This is a genomic window from Streptomyces sp. NPDC060031, from assembly GCF_042736805.1.
Classification (GTDB): Bacteria; Actinomycetota; Actinomycetes; order Streptomycetales; family Streptomycetaceae; genus Streptomyces.
This window is the reverse complement of record NZ_JBHWVM010000108.1, coordinates 1-22,269: the sequence shown is the minus strand read 5'-3', so window position 1 is coordinate 22,269 and position 22,269 is coordinate 1. Positions and strand designations below refer to the sequence as shown.

The following is a 22,269-nucleotide window of genomic DNA, read 5'->3' as shown; positions in this document are numbered from 1 at the left end:
GCTCCCGGTCGGGAGCGCCCCCTTCGCGCGTTCGGATGCCCGATCGGTCGGCGCTGCGCACGTGTTCAGCGCCGACCGGCGTTCCGATCAGGCCTTGACGCGGGCGCTGTTGTAGAGCTTCGCGGTGAGCTCCGCGGTCTGCTCGAGCGTGTAGCCCGAGTTGCCGGCGAGCAAGGAGGCCATCTGCATGGAGGTGACCGTGCTCAGGGTGCTGTAGTCACCCCAGATGCAGATCGGGAGCGTGAACTCCTTGGGCCCCTTGGCCGCCGGGTCCTTCGCGGTGAACTTGGCCTCCTGGCACTTCATCACGGCGCCCTTGAAACCGGTCGGACTCATCGTCTTGGGCTTCCCGATGAGGTCGACCGTCGTCTTGCTGTCGTCCTTGGTGGCCTGCAGCTTGGCCAGGGCGAAGTACGCGTCCACGGCCTTCTCCGGGTCCGCGATCTCGCCGTAGACGCCCGAGAAGTTGAGGAGCTTGCCGGCCAGCGGGTTCTTCGGGTCGCCGGACTGGTAGGACATGCCCACCTGGGTGGGGTTCTTGACGCCCACCCCCTCGGCTTCCTTCCGGTCCTTGTCGCTGAACTCGTCGCCCTTGTACTTCGGGTCCTTCTTGAAGTCGTCCACCGACTCCGGGGCGACCAGCTTGTAGCCCTTGGTGGCCGCGGAGATCGAGGCGCTGCCGCCCTTCAGGAAGTACCAGCCGCCGCCCGCGATCACCGCGACCGCGACGACCACCGCGATGACGACGCCCGCCTTCGACTTCTTCGGCTGCTGCGGGGGCATGCCGCCGTACGGGGGCTGCTGCGGGTAGCCGTAACCGGGCTGCGGCTGCTGGGGGTACCCCTGCGGCGGGATGCCCGGCTGCTGCTGCGGGTAGCCGTAACCGGGCTGGGGCGCGGGCTGCCCGTAGGGCCCCGGCGGCGGGGGCTGCTGCCCGTACGGTCCCGGCTGCTGAGGCTGTTGCCCGTACGGCCCCGGCTGGTTGTAACTCATCCCGCGTCCCCCTGTGAGGTTGCTTATCCGTTCCTCACATCCTGGCGGAAGCGCGGAGCGGCGCGGACCGCGGGGTCCGGTTCAGTACGAGCCTGTTACGGCTGTTGTGACACGAGGCCGCCAGACTCGGTCTCTTGGAGGCATTTCTGGCCATGTGGGCCGATTGCGCCATGGGGCTGCCTGCGGTGCCGCGTATGCGGCTCGCTTCGCAAGGCCCGGATCGAGGTCGCCCGGCAGCACGCCCGGGTGGCCGACCGGCAGCGGGACCGGCACCACAAGACGTCCAGACGCACCCGGCTCGCCGAGTCCGTGTACGACGGGGGCTGGTCCGCCTTCGTGAACATGCTGGAGTACAAGGCTGCCAAGCACGGCCGGCATTTCGGGAAGCCGAACGCCTCGCAGAGGGCCGGCAAGACCAGGGCGACGGCCCCGGCACGGCGCGATGACGCGGGAAGCCGCGGCCGACAAGGCGGCCGGGCAGCCGGGCGGTACGTCAACGGTTTCATGACTGGACGGGCACGGCCCTAAACTGTGCTCCGTGACCGAGAACACGCAGACACCCAGTGCCCCCAACTCCGAACTGCCGACCCAGTACGCGCCGGCCGAGGTAGAGGGGAAGCTCTACGAGCGCTGGGTGGAGCGTGGGTACTTCACGGCCGACCCCGCGAGCGAGAAGCCCGCGTACACCATCGTCATCCCGCCGCCGAACGTCACCGGCTCCCTGCACCTGGGGCACGCCTTCCAGCACACGCTCATGGACGCCCTGACCCGCCGCAAGCGGATGCAGGGGTACGAGTCGCTGTGGCTGCCCGGCATGGACCACGCCGGCATCGCCACCCAGAACAAGGTCGAGCAGCAGCTCGCCGAGGAGGGCAAGTCCCGCCACGACCTGGGCCGCGAGGAGTTCGTCGAGCGCGTCTGGCAGTGGAAGGAAGAGTACGGCGGCAAGATCCTCGGCCAGATGCGCCGTCTCGGCGACGGCGTGGACTGGTCGCGCGAGCGGTTCACCATGGACGAGGGCCTCTCCAAGGCCGTCCAGACGATCTTCAAGAAGCTCTTCGACGACGGGCTGATCTACCGCGCCGAGCGCATCATCAACTGGTGCCCCCGCTGCCTGACGGCCATCTCCGACATCGAGGTGGAGTACCAGGAGGACGCGGGCGAGCTCGTCTCCATCAAGTACGGGGAGGGCGAGGACACGCTCGTCGTCGCCACCACCCGCGCCGAGACGATGCTCGGTGACACGGCCATCGCCGTCCACCCGGACGACGAGCGTTACAAGCACCTGGTCGGCAAGCTCATCAAGCTGCCGCTGACCGACCGTTCGATCCCGGTCGTCGCGGACACGCACGTCGACCCCGAGTTCGGCACCGGCTGCGTCAAGGTCACCCCGGCACACGACCCGAACGACTTCGCCATCGGGCAGCGCCACAACCTGCCCAACATGACGATCATGGACGAGCACGGCGTCATCACCGTCCACGGCCCCTTCCTCGGCCTGGACCGCTTCGAGGCCCGCTCCGCGGTCGTCGGCGCCCTGCGCGAGCAGGGCCGGATCGTCGCCGAGAAGCGTCCGTACATGCACTCCGTCGGGCACTGCTCGCGCTGCTCCACCACCGTCGAGCCCCGCCTGTCCCTCCAGTGGTGGGTCAAGGTCGAGACGCTGGCCCAGGCCGCCGGCGACGCGGTCCGCGACGGCCGGGTCTCGATCCACCCCGAGGAGATGTCGAAGCGCTACTTCGACTGGGTCGACAACCTCAACGACTGGTGCATCTCGCGCCAGCTGTGGTGGGGCCACCGGATCCCGGTCTGGTACGGCCCGGACGGCGAGGTCGTCTGCGTCGGACCCGACGACGAGGCACCGACGGGTGAGGGCTGGGTCCAGGACACCGACGTCCTCGACACCTGGTTCTCGTCCGGCCTGTGGCCGTTCTCGACGCTCGGCTGGCCGGAGAAGACCCCGGACCTGGAGAAGTTCTACTCCACCGACGTGCTGGTCACCGGCCACGACATCATCTTCTTCTGGGTCGCCCGGATGATGATGTTCGGCCTGTACGCCATGGACGGCGAGGCTCCCTTCAAGACGATCGCGCTGACCGGCCTGGTCCGTGACGAGCGCGGCAAGAAGATGTCGAAGTCCTTCGGCAACGTCGTCGACCCGCTGGACTGGATGGACAAGTACGGCTCCGACGCGGTCCGCTTCACCCTGGCCAAGGGCGCCAATCCCGGCACCGACGTGCCGATCGGCGAGGACTGGGTCCAGGCCTCCAGCAAGTTCGCCAACAAGATCTGGAACGCCACGCGCTTCGCGCTGATGAACGGCGCGACGATCGAGGGAGACCTGCCGCCGGTCGAGCAGATGTCGGCGACCGACCGCTGGATCCTGTCCCGGCTGAACAAGACCGTCGCGCAGGTGGACGGGTACTACGACGACTTCCAGTTCTCCAAGCTCAGCGAGGCGCTGTACCACTTCGCGTGGGACGAGGTCTTCGACTGGTACGTCGAGCTGTCGAAGACGACCTTCTTCGCGGGTGGCGAGCAGGCCAAGGTCTCCGGCCGCGTGCTGGGCGAGGTCGTCGACGTCATGCTGCGGCTGCTGCACCCGGTGGTCCCCTTCGTCACCGAGACGCTGTGGACCACGCTGACCGGGCGCGAGTCGCTCGTGATCGCCGAGTGGCCGAAGGACAGCGGCTTCCGCGACGACGCCGCCGAGGCCGAGATCGGGAGCGTCCAGTCGGTCGTCACCGAGGTCCGCCGCTTCCGCAAGGAGCAGGGCCTCCAGGACGGCCAGAAGGTTCCGGCCCGCCTGGACCTGGCCGGTACGCCGCTGGCCGCGCACGAGGCGGCCATCCGCCAGCTGCTGCGCCTCCAGCCGGAGGGCGACTCCTTCAGCGCCACCGCGACCCTCCCGGTCGCCGGCGCGACGGTGGCGCTCGACCTGTCGGGCACCATCGACGTGGACGCCGAGCGCAAGCGCCTCACCAAGGACCTGGGCGCTGCCGAGAAGGAGAAGCAGCAGGCCGGGGCGAAGCTCGGGAACGAGGCGTTCATCGCCAAGGCCCCCGACAACGTCGTGGACAAGATCAAGGGCCGTCTGGCCAAGGCCGAGGCCGACATCGAGCGGCTCCGGGCCCAGCTGGACGCGCTGCCGGCCGGCTAGCCGCCGCACGACCAGAGAAGGCCCCCACACCGTCGATGTGGGGGCCTTCCCCGTATGCCTTCCCCGCCCGGGGGCCGCCGTCACAGCAGGCGGATGCCGAACCGTCCGATGATCAGCCCGGCGACCACCGCGTACAGGGCCGCCGGGACCAGCCAGTGCGGCAGCGCCCGCAGCCGGGAGTCCGGCCCGGCCAGCTGCCGGGTCACGTACCAGAACAGCGGGATCATCACCGCCCAGATGACCATGCACCACGGGCAGAGCGCGCCGATCACGTACAGGCACTGGCTGATCAGCCACACCGTGAAGGCGAAGCCCGCCGAGATCCCGGCCCACAGGCCGCGCCACAGCCAGCGCGGGAACACCGCGCCGGCCACCAGGGCCGTGCCGAGGCCCGCCAGCCCGGCGAAGCCGGCGATGCCGAGCAGCATGTTCGGGAAGCCCAGCAGGTTGCCCTGCCAGGTGGTCATCACGTCACCGCAGCTGAATACGGCGTTGACATTGCAGCCGGGTGTGAAGAGGGGGTCCTCCAGGGTGCGGATGCGGTCGTACGTGAGGATCCCCGAGGCCAGCGCGCCGATCAGGCCGCCGATCAGCAGGAGCAGCGCGGTGCCCCGGTGGGTGGGCCGAGAGGTGGGCCGTGGGGCGGGCCGTGGGGTGGGCGGAGCGGTGGTCATTCTCCCGACGCTACGAGCAACGGGCGGGCCCGCGGCAGGGCGGAAGGTCGTCCCCCGCCAGGACCTCCGACATGTCCGAAGTGCCCTAAATCACTCGTTATCTGGCTCTCTGGGGATCCGATCATCCGCGCGGAGCACGGATGATGGAGGGCATGCAGTCCAAGCCCGTCGCCTCGGCGCTCCACCGGGCCGTCGCCACCGGCCGTCGGCTCACCAACAGCTGGTCCGGGTCGCCCGGGACGCTGGACGTGCTCACGGCGCTGAGCTGCTTCGGCCTGATGGCGCTCGACCTGCCGGGCCTGGCCGCCGCTGACAACTCCCTCAGCGGCCTCGCCGCCGCCCTGGTGCTCGCCGCGGGCTGTTCGACCCTGCTGGTCCGGCGCCGGACGCCGTGGATCTCGTACCTCACCGCGCTGCTCTTCATCGGCTGGCTCCACGAGCTCACCCTGATCCAGTTCGCCCTCTACTCGGTGGGCCGCTACCGCGGACGCCGGGCCGGGATCCTCGCCACGCTCGGCTACGTGGCCTTCGCGCTGACGGTGTTCAGCGTGCCGGGCTGGCCCGAGCCGCGGGCCGAGACCCTCAGCGCCTTCCTCAGCCTCGTGGTGCCCATCGGGGTGCTCGCCTCGGCCGTGGGCATCGCCGCGTACCGGCACGACCTGGTGCGCGAGCTCACCGCGCGGCGGGCCGAGTCGGCCGTCTTCCAGGCGGTCGAGCAGGAGCGCACCTCGGTCGCACGCGACGTCCACGATTTCGTCGGCCGGGAGCTGACCCTGCTCACGGTGCGCTCGGAGGTGCTGTCGATGCGGGCGCGCGAGACGGCCTACGCGAAGGACTTCGAGGAGCTCGCCGACACCGCGCGCCGGGCCCACCTGGTGCTGAACGACATCATCGTGCAGCGCGGGGAGCGGGCCTCGACCCCGGGTGTGGACGGGCTGGCGGCGCTCGCGGAGGAGAGCGGCCGGGCCGGTTCGCCCGTACGGCTGGCCATGGACCCGGACGTGCACGGGCTGTCGCCGCTGCGGCAGGCGGCGGTCTACCGGGTGGTGCAGGAGTGTCTGACCAATGCGGCCAAGCACGCCCGCGGCGAAACCATCGAGGTGGCGATCACGGCGGACGGCGCGCACCTGCGGATCGCGGTGCGCAACGGCCTGGCCGACCGGCATCCGACCCGGGCCCCCGTCTCGGCGGGCTCGGGCACCGCGAGCATGTCCGAGCGCGTGCGCAGCCTGGGCGGAAGCCTGACGGCGACGCGCACGCAGGACGCGTACGAGGTCGTGGCGACCCTCCCGCGCGGCTAGACCCCTTTCGCCCCTAGGTCTTGGCCGGGGCCAGCAAGCTGCCCAGGGTGTCCAGGTCCTCCACGCACCTGCCGGAGCCCAGGGCCACGCAGTCCAGCGGGTCGTCCGCCACGAAGACCGGGATGCCGGTCGCGGAGGCCATGCGCAGGTCCAGGCCGGGGAGCAGCGCGCCCCCGCCGGTCAGCGTGATGCCGTGCTCCATCACGTCGCCGGACAGCTCCGGCGGGCACTCCTCCAGGGTGGTGCGCACCGCGGCGATGATCGCCTCGATCGGCTCGTCGAGCGCGGTCCGTACGTCCCTGGCGGAGAGCTGGAGCGTCTTGGGCATGCCGCCGACCTTCTCGCGGCCGCGCACGGTGAAGGAGCGGGTCTCCAGCTCCGGCCGGTCGGGCACCGGCCAGGCCGAGCCGATGCCGACCTTGATGTCCTCGGCGCTGCGCTCGCCGATGAGCAGTGAGTGCTCCTTGCGCACGTAGTCCATGATCGCGGCGTCCAGCCGGTCCCCGCCGACCCGCAGCGACTGGGCGGTGACGATGCCGCCCAGCGAGATGACGGCGACCTCGGAGGTGCCCCCGCCGATGTCGACGACCATCGAGCCGCGCGGCTCGGACACCGGCAGTCCGGCGCCGATCGCGGCCGCCATGGGCTCCTCGATCAGGTGCACGACCTTGGCGCCGGCGCGGGTGGAGGCCTGCACGATGGCCCGCCGCTCGACCGGGGTCACGCCGGACGGTACGCAGATCACCATCCGGGTGCGGGAGCGACGGCCGGGGACCGCCTTGCGGACGAAGTGCCGGATCATTTCCTCGGCGGCCTCGTAGTCGCAGATCACGCCGTCCTTGAGGGGGCGGATCGCGGTGATGGAGCCGGGAGTGCGGCCGATGGTCTCCTTGGCCTCGGTGCCTACGGCCAGGGCCGTGGTCGTGCCCGCCTTGACGGCGACCACGGACGGCTCATTCAGGACGATGCCGTGCCCCCGCGCATAGACGAGCGTGTTGGCCGTCCCCAGGTCTATCCCTATGTCGCGGCTGGAAGCTGTCTTGTTGGTGCTGGCCTGCGGCATTTGTTCCCCAATCTCCTGCCCGCAAGGTTTGCATAACGATCCGGTCGCATCCGTCGCCGAAGGTCCCGAAACGGCCGGGCCGAAAGTCCTCGGGGTCCTCGTCCGTAGACTGGGCTCCGTGAGTGAGCAGCAGCCCGACAGCCACGACGGCCCCTTCGGCGAATCCGACGAGTTCGACCAGATCGTGGCGGCAGAGTCCGACCGCGACCCCGACCTGGCGGTGATCGAGGCGGGCAGCCGTACCCTGCGCGCCCAGGCCGGTCCGCCCCAGGGTGACCCGGTACCAGCGCCGCCCGTCGATTCCGAGGCGGCGAAGGCGCTGCAGGAGGTGGAGCAGGAGCTGGCCACCCGCTGGGGCGAGACCAAGCTGGAGCCGTCGGTGTCGCGGATCGCGGCGCTGATGGACGTACTGGGCGAGCCGCAGCGGGCGTACCCGTCCATCCACGTCACCGGCACCAACGGCAAGACCAGCACGGCCCGGATGATCGAGGCCCTGCTGAACGCCTTCGAGCTGCGCACGGGCCGCTACACCAGCCCGCACGTGCAGTCGATCACCGAGCGGATCAGCCTGGACGGGGCGCCGATCACCGCCGAGCGGTTCGTGGAGACGTACCACGACATCAAGCCGTACGTGGAGATGGTCGACGCGGCCGAGGAGTACCGGCTGTCCTTCTTCGAGGTGCTCACCGGCATGGCGTACGCGGCCTTCGCGGACGCCCCGGTGGACGCCGCCGTGGTCGAGGTCGGCATGGGCGGCAGCTGGGACGCGACCAACGTGATCGACGGCTCGGTCGCGGTGATCACCCCGATCAGCCTGGACCACACCGACCGCCTCGGCTCCACGCCGCGCGAGATCGCGCAGGAGAAGGGCGGGGTCATCAAGCAGGGCGCCACCGTGATCCTGGCGCAGCAGCCGGTGGACGCGGCGCAGGTGCTGCTGAAGAAGGCCGTCGAGGCCGACGCGACGGTGGCCCGCGAGGGCATGGAGTTCGGCGTCGTGACCCGCGAGGTCGCGGTCGGCGGCCAGCAGCTGACGCTGCGCGGGCTGGGCGGCGAGTACGACGGGATCTTCCTGCCGCTGTACGGCGCCCACATGGCGCACAACGCGGCGGTGGCGCTGGCCGCGGTCGAGGCCTTCTTCGGGATCGGCGCGGACCACGCGCGGGTGCTGGACGCCGACACGGTGCGCAAGGCCTTCGCCTCGGTGACCTCGCCGGGCCGGATGGAGGTCGTGCGGCGCAGCCCGACCGTGGTCCTGGACGCGGCGCACAACCCGGCGGGCGCGGCGGCCACGGCCGAGGCGGTCACCGAGTCCTTCGGCTTCAGCCGGCTGATCGGTGTCGTCGGCGCGAGCGAGGGCAAGGACGTGCGCGGGGTCTTCGAGGCCTTCGAACCGATCTTCGCGGAGGTGGTGGTGACGGAGAACTCCAGCCACCGGGCGATGACGGCAGACGAGCTGGCCGCCGTCGCGGTGGAGGTCTTCGGGCCGGACCGGGTCCAGGTGGAGCCGCGGCTGGACGACGCCATCGAGGCGGCGATCACCCTGGCGGAGGAAGAGGCGGAGTACGGCGGGGCCGGTGTGCTGGTGACCGGGTCCGTGATCACGGTGGGCGAGGCCCGCCTGCTGCTGAGGAGGGGCTGAGGATGCGCACGCTGTGTGCGAGCACGCTGATCGGTGAGTTCTTCGTGATCGGGTTCGCGGGACTCGTGGCGATGAAGAACCCGGATCTGACGCAGGCGACGGTCTGGACGGTCTGCGGGATCGCCATGCTGCTGTCGGTGCTGCTCTGCGGGATGCTGTCGCGGCCCGGGGCCGTGCAGATCGGCTGGGCGCTCCAGATCGGGCTGATCCTGAGCGGACTGGTCGTTCCGATGATGTTCTTCCTCGGCGCGGTGTTCACGGGGCTGTGGTGGTGCTCGGTGCACTACGGCCGCAAGATCGACTCGATCAAGGCCCGCTGGGCGGCCGCGCAGGAGTCGGCCGCGTCGTCGGCGGCGCCCGACGCTGCGTGACGGGGTCCCTCCAACGGCCCTGTAGATTCGTCCTACCGCACCCGTATGCCGCAAGGAGCCGCAACATGACCCAGCGCACCCTCGTTCTGCTCAAGCCCGACGCCGTCCGCCGCGGTCTGGTGGGCGAGATCATCGGCCGCATCGAGCGGAAGGCCGGCTGGACCATCCCGGCGCTGGAGCTGCGCACGCTGGATCAGGAGACCCTCGAGGCGCACTACGGCGAGCACAAGGGCAAGGTGTTCTACGAGCCCCTCATGGGCTTCATGTCCAGCGGTCCCGTCGTCGCCCTGGTCGTCGAAGGGGAACGCGTGATCGAGGGTGTCCGCCAGTTGGCCGGACCCACCGACCCGATCGCGGCGGCGCCCGGTTCGATCCGCGGCGACTTCGGCACCGTCACCCGGGAGAACCTGATCCACGCCTCGGATTCCGAGGAGTCCGCCGAGCGTGAGCTGAAGCTGTTCTTCCCGGCACTGTGATCACTCTTTTCTGACGCAACATCAGCCAAATAGCGCTCATGACCTGGGGCGACCGAAGTAATTTCGGTCGCCCTTCGGTATTGAGGGGTAATAGCGGGAACGCATGTGCAGGACCCGACGTCACCACTAAGGGGACGGGTATCCGTTCCGGCGGGATTGCCGGAGTCCCGTCGCGCGGTGTCCGTACTTGCGGCACTACGATGGGGCCTCCACCCACACACCCACCTCGCCGACCTGACAGCAGCCGCTATCAACTGGAAGGCCAGACGCTCCTCATGGGGAACAAGGGGAACAACATGTCGTTCATCGGCCGTGACATGGCGATCGACCTCGGGACCGCCAACACGCTGGTGTACGTGAGGGGCCGGGGAATCGTCCTGAACGAGCCGTCCGTGGTCGCCATCAACACGAACACCGGTGGCATCCTGGCGGTCGGCTCCGAGGCGAAGAAGATGATCGGCCGGACGCCCGGCAACATCGTCGCCGTACGGCCCCTCAAGGACGGCGTGATCGCCGACTTCGAGATCACCGAGCGGATGCTCCGGTACTTCATCCTCAAGATCCACAAGCGCCGCTACCTGGCCCGTCCGCGCGTCGTGGTCTGCGTGCCCTCCGGCATCACGGGAGTGGAGCGCCGAGCCGTCATCGAGGCGTCCACGCAGGCCGGCGCCCGCCAGGTGCACATCATCGAGGAGCCCATGGCCGCCGCCATCGGCGCGGGCCTGCCCGTCCATGAGGCCACCGGCAACATGGTCGTGGACATCGGCGGCGGCACCACCGAGGTCGCCGTCATCTCCCTCGGCGGAATCGTCACGGCGCAGTCCATCCGGGTGGCCGGTGACGAGCTGGACAACGCGATCATCCAGCACATCAAGAAGGAGTACTCGCTCCTCCTCGGCGAGCGCACCGCCGAGCAGATCAAGATCACCATCGGTTCGGCCTACGACCTCGACAAGGACGAGCACACCGAGATCCGCGGCCGTGACCTGGTGTCCGGGCTGCCGAAGACCGTCGTCATCTCGGCCGCCGAGGTGCGCAAGGCCATCGAGGAGCCCGTCAACGCCATCGTCGACGCGGTCAAGACCACCCTGGACAAGTGCCCGCCGGAGCTCTCCGGCGACATCATGGACCGCGGCATCGTCCTGACCGGCGGCGGCGCCCTGCTGCGCGGCCTCGACGAGCGGCTGCGCCGCGAGACGGGCATGCCCATCCACATCGCCGAGGACCCGCTCGACTCCGTCGCGCTCGGCTCCGGCAAGTGCGTCGAGGAGTTCGAGGCGCTCCAGCAGGTCCTGGACGCCCAGCCCCGGCGCTGACACAGCCCCCTCGCTGCCGAGGGGACATTGCGGAACACAATGATCCGCCGTACGGGTGCTACCGGGCCCGTGCGGCGGATCGTTGATATACAGGCAAGAACATTCCGACGAGGAAGGCACGGCCGCCGCACGTGAGGGACACACGAGAGAGCCGGCTGCTCCTGGTGCTTCTGATCGCCATCGCGTTCGCATTGATCACGGTGGACATCAGGGCGGGTGAGGAGTCACCGGTCGACGGTGCCCGGCAGGCCGCGGCAGCGGTCTTCGGCCCGGTCGAGAAGGGCGTGTCGACCGCCGTCGACCCCGTCGCCAATGCCATAGGGGCGGTACGGGACTCCGGCGAGCGGCACAACCGCATCGCCACGCTGGAGCGCCAGAACGCGGTCCTGAAGGCCAAGCTGGGCAGCGACGAACAGACCCGCAGCCGGATCCACGAGCTGGACGAGATGCTCAAGCGCGCGGGCGCCGGGCAGTACGGCATCAAGGGCGCCGAGGTCATCGCCATAGGAGCGGCCCAGGGCTTCTCCTGGACCGTCACCATCGACGCCGGCAGCAAGGACGGCATCGAGCGCGACATGACCGTCCTCAACGGGGACGGCCTCGTCGGCCGGGTCTCCACCGTCGGCCCCGACACCGCGACCGTGGTGCTCGCCAACGACCCGGACTTCACCGTCGGCACCCGCCTGGAGAAGACCGGCGAACTCGGCTTCGCCACCGGCCAGGGCGACCGCGCCATGTCCGTCCAGATGCTCAACGGCAAGGCCAAGATCAACCCCGGCGACCGGCTCGTCACCTTCGGCTCGCGCGGCAACAAGCCCTTCGTGCCCGGCGTCCCGATCGGCGAGGTGGTCAAGGTCGACCCCTCGCGCGGAGACCTGACCCGCACCGTCTGGGTGAAGCCGGCCGTCTCCTTCTCGCGCCTCGACATCGTCGGCGTCGTCGTGATGCCGCCGCGCGAGGACCCGCGCGACGCGGTCCTGCCGCCCAAGCCCGAGGCGCCGAAGCCCATCCCGACGGTCACCGTCACGGTCGCCCCGTCCGCGTCCGCCACCGTGCCCGGCAAGCCGGCCGACGAGTAGGAGCCGACCGTCATGCGCTTCAACCGGATCCTGCTCGCGGGCACGCTCGTCGTGGTCGCCCTCGTCGTCCAGGTCACCGTCCTGGGCCGGCTCCAACTCCCCGGAGCCGTGCCCGACCTGGTCCTCCTGACTGTCGTGGCCCTCGCACTCGTGTACGGGCACGTCAGCGGCGCCCTCATCGGCTTCGCCGCCGGACTCCTCGCCGACCTGGCCCCGCCCGCCGATCACGCCGCCGGACGGTACGCGCTCGTCCTGTGCGTCATCGGCTACGTCGCGGGGCTGGTCCGTCCCGACAGCGGACGGTTCCGTTCCGCCTGGGGTCCGATGCTCACCGTCGTGGGCGCCGCCTTCGCCTCCACGCTGCTCTACGCCGGGGTCGGCGCGCTCGTCGGCGACACCGCCGCCCGCCATGTGGGGCTGACCGGGCTGCTGTTCACGGCCGTCCTGTACGACCTGCTGCTCGCCCCCTTCACGGTGCCGTTCATCATGGCGCTCGCCCGTCGGGCCGAGAACGACCCCATGGCCGTCGAGGCCAACGGCGGCGCGCCGACGGGCAAGGACATCGCCTCCGGTTGGCTGGCCGGCGGCACCGGCCTGCGGATCGGCAGCCAGCGCGGCGGCCTGCGCATGAAGACCGCGCGCAGCCGCGCCAACCGGGCCGTCCGGATAAAGGGCGTCAAGGGTGTCAAGGGTGTGAAGAGCATCAAGAAACTCTGAGAGGGAGCGGACGTGACCAACGTTCCGGAGACCGGCCGCACCTCCCGGGTGCAGATCAGGCTCATCATGATCCAGGTGCTCGTCTTCTCGATGCTCGTCACCCTCGGCGGCCGGCTCTGGTACCTCCAGATCCGCAACGGCGACGAGTACTACCACGAGGCGAAGAGCAATCACGTCCAGCGGGTCGTCCAGCCCGCCGTGCGCGGCTCGATCCTCGACGCCCGCGGGGTCCCGCTCGCCGACAACGAGACCCGTCTGGTCGTATCGGCCAGCCGCACGGCGCTGATGAAGATGAAGGACAGGGGCAAGGCCGTCATGACCCGCCTCGCCGACGTCCTGGACATGACCCCCAAGGAGGTCATGGAGAAGGTCCGGCTCTGCGACTCCCAGACCCCCGCGCCCTGCTGGAACGGCTCCCCGTACCAGCCGATTCCGGTCACCCTCGAAGCCACCACGCAGCAGGCGCTGCAGCTGCGCGAACGCCCCGAGGAGTTCCCCGGCATCACCGCGGAGCCCACCGCCGTCCGGCGCTACCCGGCTCCCGGCGGAGCGCGCACCGCACAGGTGCTCGGCTACCTCTCGCCGGTCACCGACGACGAGATCCAAAAGGCCAAGGACACCGACTCGCCGCATCTGCGCTCGGATCAGGTCGGCCGCTCCGGAATCGAACGCACCTATGACAGGCAGCTGCGCGGCAAGGCGGAAGTCACCTCGTACGAGGTCGACAACCTCGGCCGGGTCATGGGCCAGACCAAGTCCGACCCGGGCGTGGCCGGGTCCACCCTCGTCACCAGCATCGACGCCCGGGTCCAGTCCGTCGCCGAGTACGAGCTCCAGCAGGCGATGAAGGTCGTCCGTCAGGAGACCGACAACATCACCAACCGCAAGTACGAGGCCGACTCGGGCGCCGTCGTCGTCATGGAGGCCAAGACCGGCCGCGTCGTCGCGATGGCCTCCCAGCCCGACTACGACCCCAACGCCTGGGTCGGCGGCATTTCGGGCAAGGACTACGCCAACCTCACCAGCAAGAATTCCAACTACCCGCTGCTCAACCGGGCCATCCAGGGCCAGGCCCCCGCAGGCTCCATCTTCAAGGTGGTCTCGGCGAGCGCGGCCGTGCGGGCCGGCTACGCCTTTGACGACAAGTACAACTGCAGCTCTTCCTACAACATGGGCGGCCGGAGCTTCGCGAACTTCGAGTCCAAGGGGCACGGCCCCATCACCCTCGGCGACGCCCTCAAGTTCTCCTGCAACACCGTCTTCTACGCCCTCGGCCACAAGGAGTGGCAGCGCGACGGCGGCCTCAAGCCCAAGAAGGACGCCCACGACTGGTTCTACCGGACCGCCCGCGACTTCGGGCTCGGCTCAGAGACCCGCATCGACCTGCCGAACGAGGTCACCGGACGCATCCCCGACCGCCGGTGGAAGCAGAGCTTCTGGAAGGCCAACAAGGACTCCTGGTGCAAGCAGGGCAAGAAGGGCGGCACCTACGTCGAGCAGATCGCCTACGAGAGCTGCCTCGAAGGCAACCAGCTGAAGGCCTACGACAGCATCAACTTCGCCATCGGCCAGGGAGACGTCCTCGTCACCCCCATCCAGATGGCCACCGTGTACTCCGCCATCAGCAACGGGGGCACCCTCTACGACCCCACGGTCGGCAAGGCCCTGGTCAGCCCTGACGGCAAGAGGATCGAGATGATCAAGCCCCAGGCCCACGGCAGGCTGCCGGTCGATGCCAAGACCATCGGCGACCTCGACAAGGGCCTGCGCTCGGTCGCCGAGCCGGGAGGCACCGCTGCCTGGCGGTTCATCGGCTGGCCGATGGACAAGATCCCGATGCACGCGAAGACCGGCACCGCCCAGGTCTACGGCAAGCAGACCACGTCCTGGCTGGCGACCTACACCAAGGACTTCACGATCGTCATGACGATCTCCCAGGGCGGCACCGGCTCCGGAGCCTGCGGGCCGGCCGTCCGCAGCCTCTACAACGCCATCTACGGTCTGACCATGGACGGGAAGCAGGACCCGAAGAACGCCCTGCTGCTGGGGCCGGAGGCGAAACTGCCCAAGATCTACCCCGACGGCTCCATCGAATCCCCCGAGATCCGGCCGTACGTGCCGCCGTCCCCGGAAGAGCTGGCGCCGCCCGCGCTCGCCGGCCCGCCCGCGCTCGCCGGCCCGACCGCCCAGCGCCCCGCGCAGCACGACTGAGGACCGAACCGACATGCAGACCGCCAACAAGTTCTCCGTCTCCCGGTACGCGCCCGAGCGCGGGGCGATGGCCAAGCTCACCGCCCGCGACTCGGTGATCCGCCGGCTCGACTGGCCGATACTCCTGTCCGCGCTCGCGCTGTCCTTCATCGGCGCCCTGCTGGTGTGGTCGGCGACCCGCAACCGGACTCAGCTGAACCAGGGAGACCCCTACTACTTCCTGGCCCGGCACGCCCTGAACGCCGGCATCGGCCTCGTCCTGATGATCGGCACCGTCTGGCTCGGCCACCGCACCCTGCGCGGCGCGGTGCCGGTCCTCTACGGGCTCTCGCTCGTGCTCATCCTCGCCGTGCTCACTCCGCTCGGCGCCACCATCAACGGTGCCCACGCCTGGATCGTGATCGGCGGCGGCTTCTCGCTCCAGCCCTCCGAGTTCGTGAAGATCACGATCATCCTGGGCATGGCGATGCTGCTGGCCACCCGGGTGGACGCGGGCGACCTCACCCACCCGGACCACCGCACGGTCGTCAAGGCGCTGTGCCTGGCCGCCGCCCCCATGGGCATCGTGATGCTGATGCCCGACCTCGGCTCCGTCATGGTCATGGTCGTCATCGTGCTCGGCGTGCTGCTGGCCTCCGGAGCCTCCAACCGCTGGGTGCTGGGCCTGCTCGCCTCGGGCGCGTCCGGAGCCGTCCTGGTCTGGCAGCTCGGCATCCTCGACGAGTACCAGATCAACCGCTTCGCGGCCTTCGCCAACCCCGAGCTCGACCCCGCGGGCGTCGGCTACAACACCAACCAGGCGCGCATCGCGATCGGTTCCGGCGGACTGAGCGGCTCGGGCCTCTTCAAGGGGTCCCAGACCACCGGCCAGTTCGTGCCGGAACAGCAGACCGACTTCGTCTTCACGGTCGCGGGGGAGGAGCTCGGCTTCATCGGAGCCGGGCTGATCCTGGTGCTGCTGGGCATCGTGCTGTGGCGGGCCTGCATGATCGCCCGCGAGACCACCGAGCTGTACGGGACGATCGTCTGCGCCGGGATCATCGCCTGGTTCTCCTTCCAGGCCTTCGAGAACATCGGGATGACCCTCGGGATCATGCCGGTGGCCGGGCTCCCGCTGCCCTTCGTCTCGTACGGAGGCTCGTCGATGTTCGCGGTGTGGGTGGCCATCGGGCTGCTGCAGTCGATCAAGGTGCAACGGCCATTGTCGGCCTGATGCTCCGTTCACCCTGCCGCCGCGCTCCGTTCAGGACTAAATTCGGTTCATGGCGGACACGAAGCGCGAGATCGAGCGGAAGTTCGAGTTCTCCCGGGCGAAGTCGGCCCGGCTGGGAGTGCCGGACCTGACCGGCACGGCCGCGATCGCGGCCGTCCGCGATCAGGGCACCGTCGACCTCGACGCCGTCTACTACGACACCCCCGACCAGCGGCTCGCGGCCGACGGTCTCACCCTGCGGCGCAGAACCGGCGGGGCCGACGCCGGCTGGCACCTGAAACTGCCCGTCTCCCCGGGCGTGCGGGACGAGATCGGGGTCGCGCTCAGCGACACCGTCCCGCGCCCGCTGGCCGCCCTGCTCCGCTCCCGGGTGCGGGGCGCCGCCCTGGAGCCGCAGGTCAGGCTCCTCTCCTCGCGCCGGGTCAGCCACCTCCTCGACGCCGACGGAGCCCTGCTCGCGGAACTGAGCACCGACGCGGTCCGGGCCGAGCGGGGCGAGGCCACCGCCGCCTGGACCGAGGTGGAGGTGGAACTCGCCGACGGGGTCGACCCCGGGCTGCTCGACGCGGTCGAGAAGACCTTCCGCAAGGCCGGTCTCAAGGTCTGCGACGCCCCCTCGAAGCTCGCCCGGGCCTTGGCCGAGACCGGCACGGCCCCGCCGGCCCGGCCCGCGGGCGACGGCTCCGACGGCACGGCGGGCGCGTACGTCCTGGCGTACCTGCGCGAGCAGCGCGACGCCCTGATCGCCCAGGACCCCGCCGTACGGCGCGACCTGCCGGACTCCGTGCACCGCATGCGGGTCGCCACCCGCCGCCTGCGCAGCGCCCTCAAGACGTACCGCACGGTGCTGGACCGGACCGTCACCGACCCGCTCGGCGAGGAACTGCGCTGGCTCGCCGCCGAACTCGGCGTCGACCGCGACCAGGAGGTCCTGCTGGAGCGGCTCCAGACCCGCCTCGACGAACTGCCGCGCACCCTGCTGCTCGGCCCGGTCCGCGGCCGGCTGCGCACGTGGAACGCCACCCGCCGCTCCGGATCGCGCCGCCGCGCCCTGGCCGCGCTCGACAGCCCGCGCCACCTCGCCCTGCTGGACTCCGTCGACGCCCTGCTGGACGAGCCCCCGCTGCGCAAGGCCGCCCGCGGGCGGGCGGAGCGCGTCCTGCCCCGGGCCGTCCTGCGCGACTACGAGCGCCTCGCCGGCCGCGTCGCCGCGGCGCTCGCACTCGCCGAGGGCCACGAGCGCGACCTGGCCCTGCACGAGGCCCGCAAGGCGGCCAAACGGGCCCGGTACGCGGCGGAAGCGGCCACGCCCGCACTCGGCAAACCGGCGAAACGCCTGGCCAAAGCCATGAAGAAGGTCCAGTCCCTGCTCGGCGACCACCAGGACAGCGTGGTCGCCCGCGACGCCCTGCTCGGCCTCGCCGTCCAGGCGGCGGGCGCCGGGGAGTCCGCCTTCACCTGGGGCGTGCTCTACGCCCACGAGGAGGCCCTGGCCGCGCGGCGCGAACAGGAGCTTCCGGACATCTGGGCGAAGGCCTCCGAGCCGGGTCCCAGGGCCGCACTGGGATGATCATGTGGGTGGGGGCACCTGAGCCTGGGGGTACGCTTGAGAGCTGCCCCCTGCCCGCTTCATGAAAGTCGCGTGATGACCGAGTCGGTCTTCCCTCAGCTTGAGGCCTTGCTTCCGCACGTGCAGAAGCCCATCCAGTACGTCGGCGGTGAACTCAACTCCACGGTGAAGCCGTGGGAGAGCTGCGACGTCCGCTGGGCGCTGATGTACCCGGACGCGTACGAAGTCGGGCTGCCCAACCAGGGCGTCATGATCCTGTACGAGGTCCTCAACGAGCGCGAGGGCGTGCTCGCGGAACGCACCTACAGCGTGTGGCCCGACCTCGAAGAGCTGATGCGCGAGCACAAGGTGCCGCAGTTCACCGTCGACAGCCACCGCCCGGTCTCGGCCTTCGACGTGTTCGGCCTGTCCTTCTCCACGGAGCTGGGCTACACCAACATGCTCACGGCGCTGGACCTCGCGGGCATCCCGCTGGAGGCCCGCAACCGTACGGTCGACCACCCCATCGTCCTCGCGGGCGGCCACGCGGCCTTCAACCCCGAGCCGATCGCGGAGTTCATCGACTGCGCGGTCATCGGCGACGGCGAGCAGGCCGTCCTCGACATGACCGAGATCATCCGCACCTGGAAGGCCGAGGGGCGGCCGGGCGGGCGCGAGGAAGTCCTGCTGCGCCTCGCCAAGACCGGCAACATTTACGTGCCGGGCTTCTACGACGTCGAGTACCTGCCCGACGGCCGCATCGGCCGTGTCGTGCCGAACCGCTCCGGCGTGCCGTGGCGCGTCTCCAAGCACACCGTCATGGACCTCGACGAGTGGCCCTACCCCAAGCAGCCCCTGGTCCCGCTCGCCGAGACCGTCCACGAGCGCATGTCCGTGGAGATCTTCCGCGGCTGCACCCGCGGCTGCCGTTTCTGCCAGGCCGGCATGATCACGCGCCCCGTGCGGGAGCGAAGCATCACCGGCATCGGCGAGATGGTGGAGCGCGGCCTGAAGGCGACCGGCTTCGAGGAGGTCGGTCTCCTCTCGCTGTCCTCCGCGGACCACACCGAGATCGCCGACATCGCCAAGGGCCTCGCGGACCGCTACACCGACGACAAGGTGGGCCTGTCCCTCCCGTCGACCCGCGTGGACGCCTTCAACGTCGACCTGGCCAACGAGCTGACCCGCAACGGGCGCCGGTCGGGCCTGACCTTCGCCCCCGAGGGCGGCTCCGAGCGCATGCGCAAGGTCATCAACAAGATGGTCTCGGAAGAGGACCTCATCCGGACCGTCTCCACCGCGTACGGCAACGGCTGGCGCCAGGTGAAGCTGTACTTCATGTGCGGCCTGCCGACCGAGACCGACGAGGACGTGCTCCAGATCGGTGACATGGCGGTCAACGTCATCGCCAAGGGCCGCGAGGTCTCCGGCCAGAACGACATCCGCTGCACCGTGTCGATCGGCGGCTTCGTCCCGAAGCCGCACACCCCCTTCCAGTGGGCGCCGCAGCTGTCGGCCGAGGAGACGGACGCACGCCTCGGCAAGCTCCGCGACAAGATCCGCGGGGACAAGAAGTACGGCCGCTCCATCGGCTTCCGCTACCACGACGGCAAGCCGGGCATCGTCGAGGGCCTGCTCTCGCGCGGCGACCGCCGCATCGGCGACGTCATCCGCGCCGTGTACGAGTCCGGCGGCCGTTTCGACGGCTGGCGCGAGCACTTCAGCTACGACCGCTGGATGGAGGCGGCCGAGAAGACGCTGCCCGCGCACGGCGTGGACGTGGCCTGGTACACGACGCGCGAGCGCACCTACGAGGAGGTCCTGCCCTGGGACCACCTGGACTCCGGTCTCGACAAGGACTGGCTCTGGGAGGACTGGCAGGACGCCCTCGACGAGACCGAGGTCGACGACTGCCGCTGGACCCCGTGCTTCGACTGCGGCGTCTGCCCGCAGATGGACACCAGCATCCAGATCGGCCCGACGGGCAAGAAGCTGCTGCCGCTGACGGTCGTCAAGTAACGCCTGGGTATCGAGGGGCTCCCGCCGCAACGGCGGGGGCCCCTCGCGTGTCTCTACGGTCATGGAACCGGAGAAGTCGCAGCCGCCACGGCCTCCGCAGGGCGAGGGCTGCCTGGCCGGGGTCGTCCGGGTACCCGTGAAGATCGTGGCGGTGCTGATCGTGCTGCCCGTACGGGTGGTCTGGGACCTGCTCGTCGCCCTCGCCCGACTGCTGAACCGGCACGTCCTCGGGCCGACGGGGCAGGGGCTGCGCTGGTTCCACGAGCACGTCCTGCGCCCGGTGCTGCGCGCACTCGGCCGCGCCGTGGCGACCCTCCTGAAGCTGGTCTTCGTCTGGCCGTGGGTCGGCCTGTGGCGCTACGTCCTGACACCCGTCGGCCGGGCCCTGGCCTGGCTGGTGCGCGCGGTGGGCACGTACGTCCTGGGTCCCGCCTGGCAGGGCCTGGCCTGGCTGGGCCGCGCGGTGGGCACGTACGTCCTGGGTCCCGCCTGGCAGAGCCTGGTCTGGCTGGCCGCGCGGCGGTCACGTACGTCCTGGGTCCCGCCTGGCAGAGCCTGGTCCGGCTGGGCCGCGCGGTGGTCACGTACGTGCTGCGGCCGCTGGGCGACGGGCTCGGCCGGGCGCTCCGCGCGGCGGGCCGTCATCTGCTCCTCCCGCTGGCCAAGGGCGTCGCCCGGGTCGGCTGGGCGCTGGGGATGGCGCTGTTCGTATGGCCCTGGGCCGGACTGTGGCGGTACGTCGTCGCGCCGGTCGCGGGGGCGGTGTACCGGTACGTGCTGACGCCGCTCGGCCAGGCGGCCGGATGGGCCGCGCGAGGGGTGTACTCCCACGTCCTCGCGCCGCTCGGGCGGCTGCTGGTCAGCGCCTGGCACCTGGCCGGGCGGGTCAGCCGGGCCATCGGGCGCGGGCTCGTGTGGCTGTGGCGCGGGCTCGTCGCGCGGCCCTGCGCCTGGGCCTACCGGCAGGTCGCCACTCCCGTCGGGCACGTCGTCCGCGAGGTCTGGCGGACCGCCCGCGCGGCGGTGCGGGAGGCACGGGCCGAGGTGCGAAGGGTGCTGTTCGGCGGGCCGCCCCGGGAACCGGCGAGGTCACGGGCGCGTACTCTGGGTAGTACGACAGCCGCAGGCAACACGCCCGCCACGCCGATACCAGCGAGCCCCCTGCACAAGCAGGTGTGAGCCGGCGGGCACGGGAGTGGCCCGCCGGCTCACAGACCTCAGGGCGACGCGCGAGCCGCGGAGCCCCGCACAAGGAGAAGAACCACTGGGCAAGCGACAGCCCGAAGGCCCGCCTCCCGCACCGGTGGTGCAGCGCATCCGTCTGCGCTACACCAAGCGCGGCCGCCTCCGGTTCACCAGCCACCGGGACTTCCAGCGCGCCTTCGAGCGGGCCCTGCGCCGCTCGGAGGTGCCCATGGCGTACTCGGCGGGCTTCACCCCGCACCCCCGCGTCTCGTACGCGAACGCCGCCCCGACCGGGACCGGCAGCGAGGCCGAGTACCTGGAGATCGCCCTCGCCGCGCCCCGCGACCCCGCGAAGCTCCGCGAGCTGCTCGACGAGTCGATGCCCCTCGGCCTCGACATCATCGACGCCGTCGAAGCCCGCACCTCGGGCCTCGCCGACCGGCTGACCGCCTCCGTCTGGGAGCTGCGCCTGGACGGCGTGGAGCACGCGGACGCCGAGCGCGCCGTGGCCGCCTTCCTCGCCGCGGAGGCCGTGGAGGTCCAGCGCCGCACCAAGAACGGCATGCGGACCTTCGACACCCGGGGCGCCGTGGTCAGTCTGGAAGCGGTTCCCGCACCGGCTGATAGGCCCCTGGACAATGCTTGTGCGATACTGCGGCTGGTTGTTCGGCATCTGACACCTGCCGTGCGACCCGACGACGTCCTGTCCGGTCTCCGAGCTGTGGCCGACCTGGCGCCGCCGGTCCCCGCAGCGGTGACCAGGCTGGCGCAGGGGCTCTTCGACGAGGAGTCCGGCACGGTGACCGACCCGCTCGCGCCCGACCGCGAGGCTGTCACGGCCGCCCCACCCATGGCCGCCGTAGCCGCCGACGCGAAGGCGCCGGAAGGTCCCGCCGCGTAAGGATCGTCGTCGTCGCGCAGCCCTGGCACTCGGGAGCCACCTGGGTCGGGCCGCGCACTGACCTGAAGACTTCCGCCAGGCCGTACGGACAACACGTACGGAACCGGCGGCCATGAACTGAGCTCCCGTGTGGCGAACGCGCCCCGGAGGCCGGTTCCGCGCTCGTCCAGGCGGAACCGTGCCGGACCGGAAGTCAGCCGCGGCGCCCGGGAGCGTGACGGGAGAAACCCCGCATGCTGGGCAACGAAAACGACAACACCACCACCGCAGGCGCCGACAGCGGCAGCCCGAGCGACAACCTGCCTCCGCGCAGGCGTCGCCGCGCCGCGTCCCGGCCCGCCGGCCCGCCCGGCGCCCCGGTCGCCGCCGAGACGGCCCCGGCCGCCGAGGCCGCGCCTC

At 70.6% G+C, this 22,269-nt stretch carries 18 protein-coding genes and 1 pseudogene; 16 read left to right on the top strand and 3 right to left on the bottom strand.

Annotation, left to right across the window (positions count from 1 at the left end; translation table 11 throughout):
- Positions 1–87 precede the first annotated feature (87 nt).
- The gene (locus ACFWB8_RS32365; RefSeq protein WP_385235233.1) at positions 88–993 is read right to left on the bottom strand and encodes a hypothetical protein; all 906 of its coding nucleotides are present in this window, start codon (positions 991–993) and stop codon (positions 88–90) included.
- 210 nt (positions 994–1,203) lie between these two features.
- On the opposite strand from ACFWB8_RS32365, the pseudogene ACFWB8_RS32360 reads away from it, so the two are divergent.
- Positions 1,204–1,521, top strand: a pseudogene (locus ACFWB8_RS32360) (hypothetical protein); the annotation flags it as partial.
- Between the two features lie 10 nt (positions 1,522–1,531).
- Entirely contained in the window at positions 1,532–4,153 is a 2,622-nt protein-coding gene (locus ACFWB8_RS32355) for a valine--tRNA ligase (RefSeq protein ID WP_385235230.1), read from the top strand.
- A gap of 80 nt (positions 4,154–4,233) precedes the next feature.
- Here the strand turns inward: ACFWB8_RS32355 and ACFWB8_RS32350 are convergent, their stop codons facing one another.
- Positions 4,234–4,827 (bottom strand): vitamin K epoxide reductase family protein, encoded by a 594-nt coding sequence (locus ACFWB8_RS32350; RefSeq protein ID WP_385235227.1) that lies wholly within the window; start codon positions 4,825–4,827, stop codon positions 4,234–4,236.
- A gap of 152 nt (positions 4,828–4,979) precedes the next feature.
- On the opposite strand from ACFWB8_RS32350, the gene ACFWB8_RS32345 reads away from it, so the two are divergent.
- Complete coding sequence (locus ACFWB8_RS32345; RefSeq protein ID WP_385235224.1) at positions 4,980–6,128, top strand: sensor histidine kinase; 1,149 nt, start codon at positions 4,980–4,982, stop codon at positions 6,126–6,128.
- Positions 6,129–6,141: 13 nt separating this feature from the next.
- On the opposite strand, the gene ACFWB8_RS32340 is transcribed toward ACFWB8_RS32345, so the two are convergent.
- Complete coding sequence (locus ACFWB8_RS32340) at positions 6,142–7,191, bottom strand: rod shape-determining protein (protein ID WP_385235221.1); 1,050 nt, start codon at positions 7,189–7,191, stop codon at positions 6,142–6,144.
- 118 nt (positions 7,192–7,309) lie between these two features.
- Here ACFWB8_RS32340 and ACFWB8_RS32335 point away from each other — a divergent pair, with 118 nt between their 5' ends.
- From ACFWB8_RS32335 to ACFWB8_RS32275, 13 genes are all read left to right on the top strand, one after another.
- Entirely contained in the window at positions 7,310–8,833 is a 1,524-nt protein-coding gene (locus tag ACFWB8_RS32335; protein WP_385235218.1) for a bifunctional folylpolyglutamate synthase/dihydrofolate synthase, read from the top strand.
- A gap of 2 nt (positions 8,834–8,835) precedes the next feature.
- Positions 8,836–9,204 (top strand): DUF4233 domain-containing protein, encoded by a 369-nt coding sequence (locus ACFWB8_RS32330; protein ID WP_385235214.1) that lies wholly within the window; start codon positions 8,836–8,838, stop codon positions 9,202–9,204.
- 65 nt (positions 9,205–9,269) lie between these two features.
- The gene (gene ndk, locus ACFWB8_RS32325; RefSeq protein ID WP_365920372.1) at positions 9,270–9,680 is read left to right on the top strand and encodes a nucleoside-diphosphate kinase; all 411 of its coding nucleotides are present in this window, start codon (positions 9,270–9,272) and stop codon (positions 9,678–9,680) included.
- A gap of 296 nt (positions 9,681–9,976) precedes the next feature.
- Entirely contained in the window at positions 9,977–10,996 is a 1,020-nt protein-coding gene (locus ACFWB8_RS32320; RefSeq protein WP_069923827.1) for a rod shape-determining protein, read from the top strand.
- A 131-nt stretch (positions 10,997–11,127) separates the two neighbouring features.
- Positions 11,128–12,075, top strand: coding sequence for a rod shape-determining protein MreC (gene mreC, locus ACFWB8_RS32315; protein ID WP_385235210.1), 948 nt, complete (start codon positions 11,128–11,130; stop codon positions 12,073–12,075).
- A 12-nt stretch (positions 12,076–12,087) separates the two neighbouring features.
- Positions 12,088–12,792, top strand: coding sequence for a rod shape-determining protein MreD (gene mreD, locus ACFWB8_RS32310; RefSeq protein WP_385235207.1), 705 nt, complete (start codon positions 12,088–12,090; stop codon positions 12,790–12,792).
- Between the two features lie 12 nt (positions 12,793–12,804).
- A complete protein-coding gene (gene mrdA, locus ACFWB8_RS32305) occupies positions 12,805–15,003 on the top strand; it encodes a penicillin-binding protein 2 (RefSeq protein WP_385235204.1) in 2,199 nt (732 codons plus the stop codon).
- 13 nt (positions 15,004–15,016) lie between these two features.
- Positions 15,017–16,216 carry a rod shape-determining protein RodA gene (gene rodA, locus ACFWB8_RS32300; RefSeq protein WP_385235201.1) on the top strand — a complete coding sequence of 400 codons (1,200 nt, stop codon included), beginning with the start codon at positions 15,017–15,019 and terminating at the stop codon, positions 16,214–16,216.
- A 49-nt stretch (positions 16,217–16,265) separates the two neighbouring features.
- Positions 16,266–17,786: a CHAD domain-containing protein gene (locus ACFWB8_RS32295; RefSeq protein ID WP_385235198.1), complete on the top strand. Its 1,521-nt coding sequence runs from the start codon at positions 16,266–16,268 to the stop codon at positions 17,784–17,786.
- Positions 17,787–17,858: 72 nt separating this feature from the next.
- The gene (locus ACFWB8_RS32290) at positions 17,859–19,784 is read left to right on the top strand and encodes a TIGR03960 family B12-binding radical SAM protein (protein WP_385235195.1); all 1,926 of its coding nucleotides are present in this window, start codon (positions 17,859–17,861) and stop codon (positions 19,782–19,784) included.
- A gap of 61 nt (positions 19,785–19,845) precedes the next feature.
- Entirely contained in the window at positions 19,846–20,565 is a 720-nt protein-coding gene (locus tag ACFWB8_RS32285; RefSeq protein ID WP_385235192.1) for a hypothetical protein, read from the top strand.
- Positions 20,559–20,963 carry a hypothetical protein gene (locus tag ACFWB8_RS32280; RefSeq protein ID WP_385235189.1) on the top strand — a complete coding sequence of 135 codons (405 nt, stop codon included), beginning with the start codon at positions 20,559–20,561 and terminating at the stop codon, positions 20,961–20,963. The genes ACFWB8_RS32285 and ACFWB8_RS32280 overlap by 7 nt, the downstream gene beginning before the upstream one ends.
- Positions 20,964–21,090: 127 nt before the next feature.
- On the top strand, positions 21,091–21,870 hold the full coding sequence (locus ACFWB8_RS32275; RefSeq protein ID WP_385235186.1) for a TIGR03936 family radical SAM-associated protein: 780 nt from the start codon (positions 21,091–21,093) through the stop codon (positions 21,868–21,870).
- The last annotated feature ends 399 nt before the right edge of the window (positions 21,871–22,269 follow it).

Coding starts and splice junctions, on each gene's coding strand:
- mreD (WP_385235207.1), top strand. CDS start 12,088: ATGCGCTTCAACCGGATCCTGCTCGCGGGCACGCTCGTCGTGGTCGCC.
- ACFWB8_RS32350 (WP_385235227.1), bottom strand. CDS start 4,827: ATGACCACCGCTCCGCCCACCCCACGGCCCGCCCCACGGCCCACCTCT.
- rodA (WP_385235201.1), top strand. CDS start 15,017: ATGCAGACCGCCAACAAGTTCTCCGTCTCCCGGTACGCGCCCGAGCGC.
- ACFWB8_RS32295 (WP_385235198.1), top strand. CDS start 16,266: ATGGCGGACACGAAGCGCGAGATCGAGCGGAAGTTCGAGTTCTCCCGG.
- ACFWB8_RS32285 (WP_385235192.1), top strand. CDS start 19,846: ATGGAACCGGAGAAGTCGCAGCCGCCACGGCCTCCGCAGGGCGAGGGC.
- ACFWB8_RS32340 (WP_385235221.1), bottom strand. CDS start 7,191: ATGCCGCAGGCCAGCACCAACAAGACAGCTTCCAGCCGCGACATAGGG.
- ACFWB8_RS32345 (WP_385235224.1), top strand. CDS start 4,980: ATGCAGTCCAAGCCCGTCGCCTCGGCGCTCCACCGGGCCGTCGCCACC.
- ACFWB8_RS32330 (WP_385235214.1), top strand. CDS start 8,836: ATGCGCACGCTGTGTGCGAGCACGCTGATCGGTGAGTTCTTCGTGATC.
- ACFWB8_RS32320 (WP_069923827.1), top strand. CDS start 9,977: ATGTCGTTCATCGGCCGTGACATGGCGATCGACCTCGGGACCGCCAAC.
- ACFWB8_RS32365 (WP_385235233.1), bottom strand. CDS start 993: ATGAGTTACAACCAGCCGGGGCCGTACGGGCAACAGCCTCAGCAGCCG.
- ndk (WP_365920372.1), top strand. CDS start 9,270: ATGACCCAGCGCACCCTCGTTCTGCTCAAGCCCGACGCCGTCCGCCGC.